Origin of the sequence: Vibrio genomosp. F6 (assembly GCF_005146325.1) — a bacterium.
GTDB classification, from domain to species: Bacteria; Pseudomonadota; Gammaproteobacteria; order Enterobacterales; family Vibrionaceae; genus Vibrio; species Vibrio cortegadensis.
Map to the genome: position 1 here is coordinate 17,303 of NZ_SYUT01000040.1, position 13,425 is coordinate 30,727.

The window sequence follows — 13,425 nt, forward strand, 5'->3', positions numbered from 1 at the left end:
TTTTACGGTCACTACGTGTTATAAATGTTCACTATGACCGTTTTTAAAGGCATTACATGCTCTGATATTTTTTGTTATCATTGCTGTATAATGACTGCTTTTTAAGTCATAATCTATATTAAAATTACTTAACGATTGAATTTTAGGTCATTATGATTAAGTCGAATATATACGCAATGTCAGATGAAGCACTGATCAGTGAACTTGGCCGTCGAATCGAAAGACGAAGGCTCGATCACCGTTCGTCACTTACTCAAGCACAGTTAGCTAAAAAGGCCGGAATCAGCCGGTCAACATACCAAAATATGATAGAGGGTAGATCAACCCTAATAAACGTCATCAAGGTACTCAGAGTGTTAGATTCATTGGAAGGCATTGAATCTTTCCTACCAGACCCTGGAATTAGCCCAGTACAACTTCTCAAAATGAAAGGGAAAATACGGCAAAGGGTAAATCTGGCCTCAACGCCACAACAACCTAAAGAGGAGGACTTAGATTGGTAGGCAAGAAATACGACACAGCAAAAGTCAGTATATTCGGTAAAGATGTCGGCGCTCTAGCTGAAGATACTACGACCGGAATCGTTAGCTTTGAATACTTCGATGAGTGGCTAAAAACTGGGTTTGCCATTTCACAAAGACTCCCTCTTGAGGCTGGCGCGTTTAGTTTTCCCACTCTGAATTATCCAACCTATAAAGGCCTACCTGCAGCCTTCGCAGATACTCTACCCGATGACTTTGGTAATGCCGTAATCAATGCTTGGCTTGCACGCCAGGGCCGAGACCCACAATCTTTCAGTGCATTGGAAAGACTGCTCTATACCGGTTCACGAGGTATGGGAGCTCTTGAGTACACACCCGCATTAGCTGACACGAATAAAAAACAAGATGAATCAATTAAACTCGACTCACTTGTAGCAATGGCGCAACTCGTCCTTGACGAAAGAAACAACCTAGATGAAACCATCATCAATGAGCAGGAAGCGGAGCAAGCCTTAACTGGCATCCTTCAAGTCGGCACCTCAGCTGGCGGTGCTAGAGCTAAAGCTGTTATCGCAGTCAACTCAGATCGCACGCAAATACGCTCAGGTCAGGTAAATGCTCCCAAAGGCTTCGAACACTTCCTATTAAAGTTTGATGGCGTTGTCGAACGCTCATCCACTAGTGAGGTATTTGGTGATCCTAAAGGCTTCGGCTTAATGGAATATGCCTATTACTTAATGGCCAAAAAAGCCGGCATCGATATCTCACATTGTGAATTATTAAAAGAAAACGGGCGTGCTCACTTCATGACAAAACGATTTGACCGCGTTGGAAACGAAAAAGTGCATTATCAATCTTTATGCGCTATGGATCACGCAGATTTCAAACAGCCTGGCGGTTACAGTTATGAAGAACTCTTCACCCTATTGCGCTCACTGAGACTTGATCGACTATCAGCACTTGAAGTGTTTAGACGCATGGCCTTTAACGTGATTGCCCGCAACCACGATGATCACACAAAAAACTGGGGATTCGTTATCAATAGTACGAACAAGTGGGAACTCGCGCCAGCATTCGATCTAGCATATAGCTATAAACCCGGATCGCCTTGGGTAGAGAGCCATCAAATGTCGATCAACGGTAAGCGAGACAATTTTACCAAACAAGACTTACTAGGAGTCGTACCTCCATCACTACAAGGTGAGGCAGAAGCTATTTTAAATGAGGTTCATGCCACCGTGACAACATGGCGAGAAATAGCAAGAGACGTAGGTGTCGAACCATCGTTCCTTGATGAAATAGAGTCCAACCACAGACTCAACCTAGTATGATTACGATCGCTCCTTCGGGAGCGTTTGCTCTCTACCTGAATATTTGAAGTATCAACTTAACAAACAAGTGAATCGAAGCACGCAGTAAGGTGCTGACGATCCCGACAAGTAACTTCCTATAATGAGAGGCTTGTTAGCAGGGATTACCAAATACAAGCAATTCAACACCTCATAGAAAAGTATAACGATACATCACACGATACATCAGTATCGTCTAACAAGCTTTTGTCGGATAGACGGCACCTGTTACCAGGTGCCACCCTCCTCAGAACCGTACGTGCAACTTTCACTGCATACGGCTCAAGCCTCCACAAAGGCACCGTTAAATACCCAGTGATTAAATCGTTATAGGATTAGAGCGATACCAAAAATTGGTCACGGCACTAACCTTTCGTTTTAATTACCTTTGCGATACGCACTTGAAGCTTTAATACTTCCTCAATGGTCACTCAGTAGTTGATAGACCACGGTTCGTTGTAAGAAGACGCACTAATTTCATTTGAAATCATCATTTGCTTTTCTTCTTTAATAAAGTTCTTCAAACTCTCTCGCAACGGGAGACCAGTTAGAAGTCAGCTCGCTTTCGCGCCAGATACAGACCTGTATCCGCTTCGTTACAAAGCGGCATTCGCTTTCTCTAACCTCCTTTACCTGCATACCTATCGGCAATCTTCACAGACTGCTTTCCCATAGGGAGATATACAGGCTTACCCTGTTCCGTATGTCGCGTAAAATGTCAACTTAGATGCCCACAATGGTGCGGAGAGTACAATGACCACGAAAGAGCATTGTCCAATCTCTTTCCGACTCTCGTTGCCTTTTGGCTACAGCGTATTAACCACTTCCGCTGCTTCAGCGTATAACGCGCCTTAAATGGATTCACATTACATTCATCATATTGACTCCCTAGCACTTACCCGAACCGTGGTTTTCAGGAGGAACATCCTCTCACGATTTTGTTCCCACTCAGCCTAATAGCCAGTTTCGTTACATTGTCAGATCCGCTGCTTTATTCAGGATCCTAGGGTCATCTGGTGATACAGATGGTTCACTCTTTCGTGGTGAACAACGCTTCATACGACTTCAGGTCGCACGGACAAAAACGTGTTAGATTCAAAACTCTAATTCACTTAACTGATATTAGAAAAAGTATCTTGAAACCGTAAATCTGCGAGTTTGATACGGCAACGTTGAACAATGAGTATTAGCTATCTAATCAATCACGTTAGTATAGGTGAAGCCTGAAAGTGATAGACTTAGAAAGCGTATGAATAATAATCAACAAAAATCTGGTGAGTGTGTTACCTTGGTTGTTATCCCTACCGCTTAGTGGGGACTTCTTTTCTTTTCCGAACTCGCATCTCGGCACTCCTTAGTTGCCCTCCTAAGCCTCACCGCAGGCTTTAATTATGTCCATTTCAACCCAAAAGTTAAGAAACATCTTCAAACTCACTAGAATTGAAAATGTAGAAATCAACAACGACGTACCCCATTTCGCACCTTGGTTACCACTTGCTCAAAAAGTAAAACCTGTCATCCCTTCTGCGATTGTATATTGCGAAGGTAATTTTGGTAAAATTGATGGTAAAACCGCTAATGGGTTAGTGAGACATTCGTTAAGCTATCGTATTCTATCGGTTATTGATAGTGAGTCTGCTGGCTTAGATGCTGGTGAAGTTCTTGATAACAAAGCCAATGGAATACCGATCCTTGCTAATGCTGAAGAAGCTATCATTCACGCAGAAAGCATTCCTGATTACTTCATTTTTGGCATTGCGCCATCAAGTGGCTTTTTATCTGACTTAGATAAAAGCATCATTTTAAATGCCATGTCACTAGGAATGAACATCGTAAATGGCTTACATGAATTCCTAACCGATGATCCTCTATTTTTAGAAGCCAGCTTAAAGAATAACGTTCGAATATTCGATACTCGCAAACCCAAAAATAAAGGCGAACTGAAAACGTTTAGCGGGAAAATACACAACGTTAAATGCCCGAGAATTGCTGTAATGGGGACGGATTGCGCGCTAGGAAAACGAACAACAGCAACAATATTGGCGAATGAACTGACTAAAAAAGGCCTTAACGTCGTTCTGATTGCCACTGGTCAAACAGGCATTATGCAGGGCGCACAATACTGCGTTGCACTCGATGCTGTTCCTTCACAATTTTGTGCCGGTGAGTTGGAATCTGTCATTGTACAGGCCTATGAAAAAGAAAATCCGGATCTGATTATTATTGAAGGGCAAGGAGCCTTGAGTCACCCTGCGTTTTCAACCAGCGCTTTTATCTTACGTGGCAGTTGTCCAACGGGTGTGATACTGCAACATGCCCCTAAACGTTTATATCGTAGTGATTTTCCTGATTGCTCAATGCCTTCGATTGCCTCAGAAATCAATCTTATCGAAACGTTTTCTAATACCAATGTTATTGGACTAACACTGAATCATGAAGATATGTCGTTGGATGAAACACGTTGTGCGATAGACACTTACACTACCGAATTTGGTTTACCGGTTACTGATGTCTTGTCACAGCCTGTTGAACATTTACTGCACATCGTAACGTCAGCCTTTCCTATAATAGCAAGTAAACTGGCCGAAAAAGGGTGAACTACCCTAGGTTAGACATCGATTGTGGGAAAGTTCATCATAACGCTCAGTTCCTGATTTCTCAGCTATCACTGAAAAATATATCCGTTACGCCTGTAACAAAAGCCTTCCTCGGCCACCCTATCATCGCACAAGTTCTTATTGATGCTGGCGCAACAATGTTAGCCGATTCAAGAATCGAAAATCTTCAAAAGATGACTGAATCTGGCATTGCTATCCCTAAAATGCTGATACGTACACCCATGCTCAGTCAAGTGGCGAGCGTAATAAAATACAGTGATATGAGTTTAAACTCTGAAGTTGAAGTGATTCAGAGGCTTTCACATGCAGCGGAACAAGAAAATTGCTGTCACGGTATCATTATTATGGTTGAGCTTGGCGATCTCAGAGAAGGTGTGATGCCAAATCGCGTGATTGATTTTATCCGAGAGATTATTTCTTTACCAAACATCACGATAAAAGGAATTGGTACGAATTTAGCCTGTCGGTATGGTGTCGCTCCAGATGATCAAAATATGAGTATTCTTTCTGAGCTTGCCGATGGAATTGAAGCTACATTTGGGGTCAGTCTAGAAATTATTTCAGGGGGTAATTCTGCTTCAGTTAACTGGGCTCTTCAGAGAACAGGCTTAACTCGAGTCAATAACCTTCGTATAGGAGAAGCAATTTTTTTAGGCTGTGAGCCTTTAGAGCACGAAAATATCAAAGGCTTACATACGGATGCGGTTTCTTTGACCGCTGAAGTGATTGAATCCAAGACTAAACCGACTTTGCCTTGGGGGAGTCGGGGGTTAAATGCTTTTGGTGAAAAAGAAAACCTTCAAGATAGAGGGGAGGTCTCACAAGCTATTCTAGCATTAGGCCGCCAAGATGTTTGTGTCAGCGGGCTTAAGGCTCCGAATGGGATTAAGATCATGTCTTCAACCAGTGATCATCTTGTCCTTGAATCCTCACAGAAACCACTATTTGTAGGGGAAAAAGTCACATTCAGTTTAGATTACAGTGCGCTCTTATCTTCTATATCTTCACGTTATATCCATAAATATTTTAAGGCACCTAAAGGGAGAAGAAAGGAAGAAGGAGCGCATAATGCTACGAACAACTGTAATTCTCTTCGTCAGTGTCATGCTTAACGGTTGTCAGATAAGCCCAATAAAATCTAATGGACTTGCCGATTATAGAGCGACAGTTATTTCAAGCCAACTTCCACAAGAGTTAGGCTCAATCACACTCGTAAATGCACAGTCAGAGGGTGATAGTGTCACTCTTGTTTTCGTAAAAAAGAAAACTTTGAATATGGACCGCTTAGTAGAAAAAGTCGCCGTTAGTTTTTGTGACAACATCGAAATAAGACCACTATTAGAGAGTGGGATCTCTTATCGAATCATTACCTTAGGAAAAAATGAGAAAGTAGAAAGCCTTAACGTCATTTCTCTAGCTAAGTGCTCTAATTGAATGCTTAGCAGTCGAATGGATAAAAGCCAATACGAGTTGTTCAATGTACTCAATGACACTATTTTATTGAGGTTTGACCGCCTTACGCCTTGGGAAAAAAACTTTATCACAGAGTTACACCATAAGGTCGTAACTAGACAACTCATTTCAATTAAACAAAAACAGCTTGCTTTAAAAATTTCAATGAAAGCCTATAAATCAAAGAAGAAAAACGCGCGTTCCAACGTTTAATTTAAGCTTGTGTATACCTAATCTGTTCAAGGTCCTCTAAACCTTGGACAGATTAGTAGTATTTGCACTTAACGTATTGAAAATAATCAAGTGTAGCGGTGAATGGGTAACAACTTTCAGCGTAATAGCAATTGAAACACCTAAGTATTTAGGTTCCTTTTCGATTAACACTCAGTACCTTCTGAAAGCAACAATGCATCTTCTAATTCAACCCCAAGATAGCGGATTGTATTATCTACCTTGGTATGACCAAGTAGTAGCTGCACCGCTCGGATATTTTTCGTTTTTGCGTAGACTAACGTCGCTTTTGTTCGCCTCATCGAGTGAGTGCCATACAAGTTAGGATCCAACCCCAGATTAGAAGCCCATCTCCTCACTAAGTATCGATAGTACGAATAGCTAATCGGTTGTTGCTTTCGCCTTTGGCTTGGGAAAATAAAATTGCTGTCATGTAGCGAAGCCATCAAAATCCATTTCATTAGACTCTGTTGAGTTCTTGTCGTTATCTCAAATTGAACTTCAATATCTGTTTTGCGCTGGATATGCTTAACGCGGTTAAATATCCTATCTTGCGAAGATACATCGCAAACTCTGAGAACGAGCAAATCACTTGCTCTAAGTTTGCTATCAATAGCTAAGTTGAGCAACGCAAGCTGCATCAAATTATTTTCAATTTCTAATCTGGTTCTGATCCGCCAAATTTCCTCAAGCCGAAAAGGCTTTTTGACGCCACTTCGTTTCGTTTTGTTGAAAACTACCATGATGACCTCCTTTTTAATTTGGTCATCACGATTGTAGTTGGAAGGAAATGGACAGAAATGGCTTAGAGTTGATGCTCCAAGCCATGCAGTTCGGATAAGCTGAGTTTGGTCAAAATCTAGCTCACAAAAGCCCATCTATACTATAAAAGAAGAAATAGTTATATCTTTACGAAATGCAGCATCGTTTGTATTTTTTTCCACTTCCACTTCCACTTCCACAAGGACAAGGATGATTTCTCCCTATTTTTCTTGTGCTGTTTTACGCTGAGAACCAAAAGAAAGCTGATCAAGATTTTTTACACGATACCTAGGTGAAAGTGGAGGTAGGTTTGCCACTTATTTATCCATATCATCAGATTGACACCACTCTCTTTCATGATAAGTCGAAACCTTAGCCTCTCTCTTTTAGGGCTGAAACAGCAGTTAATCAGTTATCGAGATCCAAAACCTTAGAATTCATGACTAGAACCTCGCTATTGTGTCTACTCCACGGTTAGACGAACAAATATACGTAGGAACGCAATATTTACCACTTTTTATCAAGGTCTTCTGCATACAGCAGTATTGCTCTTTGGTATTCTTTTATTGACTGATTATCAGTTGTCGATACCAACAAATTAAGAAGCAAAGCGGTTGCCTCCTTATGTCTACCTAAGTTATATAAACACATCGCATAAAAAGGCTGAGCTTCTAAATTACTTGGGAACTCGGTAATCGTTTGTTGAAAGTAATCCAGCGCATCTCCATAACAACCGAGGCTTCTGTAAGTGCTCGCTAAACCAAACAAAGCATCAAATCGCTCGTTAGGTGAAAGCAGCCCCTTTAATGCTAACCGATAGTGCTCTACAGCTTGTTGTTCTTTACCTTCGTTATCGTAGGACCAAGCAATATTCAAATGCGCGGAAGGCGCATAGGAGGAATTCGCTAACACCGTGCGTAATAACTGACGAGACTCTTTATAGCTCCCTTTTTTTCTCAGCAAGATAGCTTCATTTATTCTTGTTCTCATACGTGTGTTACCTCCCATTAACTATGCTACAGTTTCAAGAATTCTGTCCGTCTTATATTAATTTAGGCACTAACTAACCCAAAGAGTAACAAGGTTATGTACATTAGATTTATCGCTAGCAATAATGAAGAAAAACAGTTGCAGAATACTCATGGCATCATTACACAGGCGAGATTAATGCTCGAGGAAGATCTAATACTCCATGAATATCATAGAGAACATATCGAACAAATATTTTCTCAACTCAATTCCTCTTTACCTTGCCCACCATTTGAAGAAAAATCATGGCCACGAAATGCAATTTCTTGGTTTTTAGACTCTAGTACCCAATACATATCGATCATGTACGAGTTAAAGTACATATTAGAAGAATATGATACCAATGTCTCAGTATTACAATATTCGGATATAGGTACGATTTTATATAGAGATGATTTTCAAGCGGTGGCTAAGTCTAGCTTACTATAGCCCCAATATTCAGATCTATAATGACGTTAATTATTGCGATGCGCATACGTTAAAATGAGAACTGCAACCCAAGCTCATAGCTCACTTCCGCTTTCTCACGCTCTGCATATTCTAAATTTGCGACTAAGCCAGACACTGAGCCGAATTGAAAGACGTTATTCCACTTGAACTCATCTCTTGCTAGATCTAAGAAATCATGCTGATAGGAAACTCCCATCTGCCAATGATTAGCTATTTGTTTTCTAACCATCGCTTGACAGTATGTTCCATGCTCGGAATATGGTGAACTGTAATCACTATCAGCACGATAGTTTACTGCGCCACAGGATAAAGAACTTGCCATTACCCCTCCCAAACGCCCAATGAGTCCTCCGCCGGCTTACCAACTATCTACCTCCGAACTAAATCGAGTGAGAAAATCTGCTTTTCCTTCGATGAATACGTAATCGAAAACTTGAGCGCTGACATCTAAGTATAACCCTCCCATCGTCTTACTCTCTGTATTGTCATACTTATCGTTAAGGTAAGGTTTTAACGCCCCCGACTTAAAACTAGCTCCTTGTATAGCCAAATCCTATGTGCGAAAAATTATCAACGATCTCACTTGATGCAAAGCTTGAACATGAAACTATGCGATGCGTTCACATTTCCGTCGCTGTCTTAAGCATGTTTAAATTCCAGTGCCAATCCTATCTAGGCAGTCATACCACTTTAAAACATGGTTAGTCAGCATTTCCTCTGTGAAAGCGTTACTCGTAGACAGCAGCCACTTCAACGTTCCATAGACGATATAGTCTGAATACATGGGCGCATCGCCCGATAAATATCGTGTCTTAGCTAAATAAGATTCCAGTACTCTCATTTTTTTGAGTAAATCGGCCTTTGCTAAATCTTGGTTGTTGTTTTGTACATTTTCCAAGCTGTCCTGAAAGAGTTTCTCTCTAGAGGAACGAAAGTATTCTTTATCTCGATCTTTAAGCTTGCAGTAAATGTCGAAGATGGCAATTTTGGCAATGTCCGAATGTAATGATGCTGCCCACTCATGGAAAAAAAGTGCCATTAAACGCCCTTTTTTACCGCCAAATAATGAGGGTAATTCAGGGTAGTGAGCCTCAAGATAATCAGCGATGTTAAACGAATCAGAGAGTACCGTTTCACCATCTTTGATGGCGGGGAGTGTAGAAAATTGCCCCTTAAATTGAGCCTGAAGGTCGACAAAAGATAGGTCAGTGGTATCAAACGCTATATTTTTGTGTATCAAGCACATTTTCGTTCGCCAACAATAAGGACTGAATTTTAAGCCATCGTCCCCACACAGTTCGTAAAAAGTGATCATAAGTGTCTTACTCCGAGAGTTGCTAAATAGGTGTAATGGTTGTGCTGGGCACAGTGTGTTCAATCTTGAACGCGGTTCTCAGTCGAGATTAAGTGGGTTCTTTAACTGCTAGAATACCTGCGGCTCCGAGCAGTAAAGCACCACTTCCTCTGGTCACAGTGTTAAGAGATAGTCTGCTCGCATTAACAATGCGCCTGGCCGAAAATGCATAAAACATTACTAAGCTGAAATCAAGAAATGCCATGGTTGGGCACATCACCATCAGTTGAGGTAACACTGGCAAGTCAGGGTTGATGAATTGCGGAAAAAAAGCAGAGAAGAATATGATGGCTTTGGGATTACCAGCGGCGACTAAAAAGCCAGAATAGAACAACTTTTTGTTCGAGGCCTGCAAATCCGAGTCGTTGAGGTCTAAGCGCTCAACTTGTTTGGGTTTAACGAGGAGCATTTTTAGCCCCATGTAAACCAAGGTCATGACACCAAAGACTTTAATGACAGTAAATGCCATTACCGAACTCGCAAGGATGACTCCTAAACCCAAGGCAACTAACACCATTTGAATAAAGTTAGCAGAGATATCCCCAAGGGCGGTATATAACACACGTTTATGACCATATCTCAGTGCATGTGCAATACCTAAAAATATGCTAGGCCCCGGTGTTGCGGTAAGAATGAGGGAGGCTGCGACAAAACTGAGCCAAACGTTAAAATCCATTTTCTATCCTTAATTATCCGTTAAACACTGCAAACAAAATTGCCACTCAAACACTACCATACCAGCGATTACTCCAACCACATATTCACCAGAGACATGACACCCATATTGTTTGTTTCTGTGCCATACAAATTGTCCGCTCGAGTGACGGTGAAATGATTGCGCCAGAGAGGGCAATAATAATAGTTCTGAATAAGCCAATCCTCCGCTCGATACAGCTTGTGCAGAAATTCCTCACTGTCGTTACTTTCCTGCATGAGCATATCAATAAAGGTTAATAGGCTTTGTTTTCCACGTTCAGGCAAACATAGGCTAAACACATTGCCGCAAAGTAGCCATTCGTAATACTGGAACGTCAGGTCGTCGCCAAATACGTAACAGTCGTAAGAGACATCAACAGCCACATCTTGAGACTGTCCTTGAAGATATACCTGCCAAATAACCCCTTTTTGAGACAACGCATCAAGCAAAGGTTGCAACTCCCTCATATGACTGTCTACCACTTCAATGACCACCGGGCGAGCCGGCAGTTTCATGTCGTGATTGAACAAGTGAAATCCCTTGTCTTGATGGCAATCCATCACGCTGTTCGCTGATCTTTTTGGGCCATCAAGCGTAAAACGTCGACTATGATGAACAAGCCAGGCTCTTTCTTGAGCGGACAAGGCGTTTGCATGATGATGAAACTGAAAAACAGTACACCCACTGCGATCGACTTTTTGTGGCTGAGCGGGTTGAGATTCGCAATAGAGCAGTTCTGCCACGTGCATAGGCGTTTGAGGTTGTGCATCGCTACACCAAAACTCTACTCGTTCAATATGGCCACCAAAGCCAAAATAGTGGTTGTTACGAACCAAACTCCAATACTGTTTTTCCAGACTTTCGGCCCGATATGCTCCACACCCGATAGGTTTTGATGCCTGATAATCAAAAATCGCACTGTGAGAATCGGCTAATAAATGAAGCAAAACTGGGTCAGATTGACGCATAGAGAAAATGACCCACTGTTTATCTATGTCAATCCGCTCGACATGGCGAAATAAAATTTGATATGGGTGAGGCGTGTTGAGACGCATCTCGATATTTTTTTTGACCAGCTCCGGTGTCAGCGCTTCTCCATTGTGCATCATTATGTCAGTGCGAATGCGAAGACGGATTTGTTTGTCGCTGAAATGAAATTGGTGTGCGATGTGAGGCACAATATCATTTTGAATGGGGTCATAGCGCACTAAGGTATCGAACACGCTTTCGATCAATAAAATAGAACGAGCGGACTGTGCCAAATGTGGATGCCATTCAGGCAGCATATATGGCACTAAATACATTAAAGTGTTCTGCTTTTTCAGTTCCTGTTGTGCGTCCCCTAACCAGAGAGGTATGTGATCTTGAAACAGGTGGACTTCGCCAAATTGAGTGGCTAGCCGAAATGCCTGATTCATTCTGCCAGACCGAGCCATTTGCTCTAACTGAGTCAGCAGTGAGGCCTCAAAACTTTTGAGTAGTGTCAGTTTAGAACGATGGCCACGTCCCTGGCCCGCAGCCCAATGGATAAGCCCAAAACTCTCAAAGGCAGCCATTAGCTTACTCACGTACCTTTCTGAACAGACCAGAATTTCGGCAAGGGTGACGATATCGACATCATAAGTTTCATTGCGAAAAAAATGTTTCTCGAGTTGCTTTAAGCGTTGTAGATGACTCGTAGACAACGACTGAGAACCTACCATGTCAACCTCAAAAATATGTTCATTAGATACGACGGCTCACTCTGACACTTGACGAAATAACGTAAAATTGTTCTTTTTGTCATCTCAGAGTCCGAGTTTAATATAGGTGGACGAGCTGACCAACTAAGAAGCCCACCAAGAAAACTATACCAGATAAACGCGGACGGCTTTGAGTTTGTATCACTGTCATCGTTTGAGGTTGTTCTGGTAAGTACTGTTTCGCATTTAAAGTATAGAAGGTGTAATCTAATGGATTCATGGTTCACTCACACAGCAGGGGATCATGTCGCTATTATCAGTGAATAAACCCGAAGTAATAACGTTCGCTTTACTGTGAATAGTTCATCTTTTAATTAATAAAGGAAGGCTCCATTTTTCATCTGCCACCAAACCAACTAATTCAATAAACACGTAGAGGTAGATCAATCCCAGTCACATTCAATATTAGCAATCGACACTACATCTTCATCAGAGCAAACGTAGGTAGGCTTGCCAACATGGGGCTCAAAGGTTACGTAACCCGCTTTGTTCCTACCAAATCTCCTGACTCTGTTCATCGTGCGTAAGTATTGGGTACGTGAACGTACTACTCTAATGAACAGTATTCGAGCGTTACTGTCTAAATTCGGTCTCATTATTACGGGCGGACGATTTTCTTTAATGAAACCAGTTCCCCTCACGCTGGAAGATGCTGAAAACGAACTTCCACACTTAGATCGAACTGTTATTGCTGACGCGTACTATCACCTTGAACAACTTAACTAACGTATTGCGGATACCGAGCAAGTCTTCGATGCCTTTTCAAAGGTCAGTGATAATGTTCTACAGATCATGAAGCTCAGAGGAATTAGCCCACAAACAGCAACGGCTATTCTGGCCTCTATTGGCAACGGCTCTCAGTTTGTGAAAAACAGAGATTTTTCCGCTTGGCTAGGGTTAGTTTCGACGCAGTATTCAACCGGCGGCAAACCCAGATTGGGCAGGGTTACCAGACACGAAGACTAGTATCTACACACCTTACTCGGCTATAGTGCTAGAACGGTCATTGCTAATCTAGTTGATAAACAAGACAGGCTCAGTCAGTGGTGTCGAGGTGTGTTGGAACGACGAGGAATGAACCGAGTTATTGTCGCTCTTGCAGCAAAGAATGCTCGAACTATCTGGTCGCTATTACACACCCAAACGGAGCAAAATTTAAGTTATATGGATTACAATTTCTAGGCGAGAAAGTCTGCGTTTGAATGCGCCACAGACAACGAGTTAACTTGTTTTTGGACAGAATGTATGGTACGCCCCGT

12 protein-coding genes and 2 pseudogenes are annotated in these 13,425 nt (G+C 41.9%); 7 read left to right on the forward strand and 7 right to left on the reverse strand.

Features of this window, described 5'->3' with window-relative positions; all coding sequences use genetic code 11:
• The first annotated feature begins 152 nt into the window (after positions 1 to 152).
• From FCV43_RS15220 to FCV43_RS15250, 6 genes are all read left to right on the forward strand, one after another.
• The gene (locus FCV43_RS15220; protein ID WP_136995674.1) at positions 153 to 503 is read left to right on the forward strand and encodes a helix-turn-helix transcriptional regulator; all 351 of its coding nucleotides are present in this window, start codon (positions 153 to 155) and stop codon (positions 501 to 503) included.
• A complete protein-coding gene (locus tag FCV43_RS15225; RefSeq protein ID WP_136995675.1) occupies positions 497 to 1,813 on the forward strand; it encodes a type II toxin-antitoxin system HipA family toxin in 1,317 nt (438 codons plus the stop codon). Before FCV43_RS15220 ends, FCV43_RS15225 begins: the two co-directional genes overlap by 7 nt.
• A 1,409-nt stretch (positions 1,814 to 3,222) precedes the next feature.
• Entirely contained in the window at positions 3,223 to 4,428 is a 1,206-nt protein-coding gene (locus FCV43_RS15235) for a DUF1611 domain-containing protein (protein WP_016790224.1), read from the forward strand.
• On the forward strand, positions 4,425 to 5,561 hold the full coding sequence (locus FCV43_RS15240) for an alanine/ornithine racemase family PLP-dependent enzyme (protein ID WP_136995676.1): 1,137 nt from the start codon (positions 4,425 to 4,427) through the stop codon (positions 5,559 to 5,561). The genes FCV43_RS15235 and FCV43_RS15240 overlap by 4 nt, the downstream gene beginning before the upstream one ends.
• A complete protein-coding gene (gspS2, locus tag FCV43_RS15245) occupies positions 5,518 to 5,883 on the forward strand; it encodes a type II secretion system pilot lipoprotein GspS-beta (RefSeq protein WP_016788065.1) in 366 nt (121 codons plus the stop codon). The genes FCV43_RS15240 and gspS2 overlap by 44 nt, the downstream gene beginning before the upstream one ends.
• On the forward strand, positions 5,884 to 6,114 hold the full coding sequence (locus FCV43_RS15250) for a hypothetical protein (RefSeq protein WP_004735670.1): 231 nt from the start codon (positions 5,884 to 5,886) through the stop codon (positions 6,112 to 6,114). It abuts the gene before it with no gap.
• A gap of 164 nt (positions 6,115 to 6,278) precedes the next feature.
• Here the strand turns inward: FCV43_RS15250 and FCV43_RS15255 are convergent, their stop codons facing one another.
• From FCV43_RS15255 to FCV43_RS20420, 7 genes and pseudogenes are all read right to left on the reverse strand, one after another.
• Entirely contained in the window at positions 6,279 to 6,875 is a 597-nt protein-coding gene (locus tag FCV43_RS15255) for a tyrosine-type recombinase/integrase (RefSeq protein ID WP_016792302.1), read from the reverse strand.
• A 526-nt stretch (positions 6,876 to 7,401) separates the two neighbouring features.
• The gene (locus tag FCV43_RS15265) at positions 7,402 to 7,884 is read right to left on the reverse strand and encodes a tetratricopeptide repeat protein (protein ID WP_017103369.1); all 483 of its coding nucleotides are present in this window, start codon (positions 7,882 to 7,884) and stop codon (positions 7,402 to 7,404) included.
• 517 nt (positions 7,885 to 8,401) lie between these two features.
• Positions 8,402 to 8,984: pseudogene (locus FCV43_RS20815) on the reverse strand (hypothetical protein).
• 38 nt (positions 8,985 to 9,022) lie between these two features.
• Positions 9,023 to 9,688, reverse strand: coding sequence for a glutathione S-transferase N-terminal domain-containing protein (locus FCV43_RS15280; protein ID WP_136995677.1), 666 nt, complete (start codon positions 9,686 to 9,688; stop codon positions 9,023 to 9,025).
• Between the two features lie 88 nt (positions 9,689 to 9,776).
• Complete coding sequence (locus FCV43_RS15285) at positions 9,777 to 10,403, reverse strand: LysE family translocator (RefSeq protein ID WP_017053112.1); 627 nt, start codon at positions 10,401 to 10,403, stop codon at positions 9,777 to 9,779.
• Positions 10,404 to 10,471: 68 nt separating this feature from the next.
• On the reverse strand, positions 10,472 to 12,127 hold the full coding sequence (locus FCV43_RS15290; protein WP_017103371.1) for an SgrR family transcriptional regulator: 1,656 nt from the start codon (positions 12,125 to 12,127) through the stop codon (positions 10,472 to 10,474).
• Positions 12,128 to 12,224: 97 nt separating this feature from the next.
• On the reverse strand, positions 12,225 to 12,386 hold the full coding sequence (locus tag FCV43_RS20420; RefSeq protein WP_017053110.1) for a hypothetical protein: 162 nt from the start codon (positions 12,384 to 12,386) through the stop codon (positions 12,225 to 12,227).
• Positions 12,387 to 12,645: 259 nt separating this feature from the next.
• On the opposite strand from FCV43_RS20420, the pseudogene FCV43_RS15295 reads away from it, so the two are divergent.
• Positions 12,646 to 13,348: pseudogene (locus FCV43_RS15295) on the forward strand (IS110 family transposase); the annotation flags it as partial.
• Positions 13,349 to 13,425 lie beyond the last annotated feature (77 nt).

Excerpts from the sequence above, each read along its gene's own strand:
- FCV43_RS15280 (WP_136995677.1), bottom strand. The coding sequence starts at position 9,688 with ATGATCACTTTTTACGAACTGTGTGGGGACGATGGCTTAAAATTCAGT.
- FCV43_RS15235 (WP_016790224.1), top strand. The coding sequence starts at position 3,223 with ATGTCCATTTCAACCCAAAAGTTAAGAAACATCTTCAAACTCACTAGA.
- FCV43_RS15265 (WP_017103369.1), bottom strand. The coding sequence starts at position 7,884 with ATGAGAACAAGAATAAATGAAGCTATCTTGCTGAGAAAAAAAGGGAGC.
- FCV43_RS15250 (WP_004735670.1), top strand. The coding sequence starts at position 5,884 with ATGCTTAGCAGTCGAATGGATAAAAGCCAATACGAGTTGTTCAATGTA.
- FCV43_RS15220 (WP_136995674.1), top strand. The coding sequence starts at position 153 with ATGATTAAGTCGAATATATACGCAATGTCAGATGAAGCACTGATCAGT.
- gspS2 (WP_016788065.1), top strand. The coding sequence starts at position 5,518 with ATGCTACGAACAACTGTAATTCTCTTCGTCAGTGTCATGCTTAACGGT.
- FCV43_RS15285 (WP_017053112.1), bottom strand. The coding sequence starts at position 10,403 with ATGGATTTTAACGTTTGGCTCAGTTTTGTCGCAGCCTCCCTCATTCTT.
- FCV43_RS15290 (WP_017103371.1), bottom strand. The coding sequence starts at position 12,127 with ATGGTAGGTTCTCAGTCGTTGTCTACGAGTCATCTACAACGCTTAAAG.
- FCV43_RS20420 (WP_017053110.1), bottom strand. The coding sequence starts at position 12,386 with ATGAATCCATTAGATTACACCTTCTATACTTTAAATGCGAAACAGTAC.
- FCV43_RS15255 (WP_016792302.1), bottom strand. The coding sequence starts at position 6,875 with ATGGTAGTTTTCAACAAAACGAAACGAAGTGGCGTCAAAAAGCCTTTT.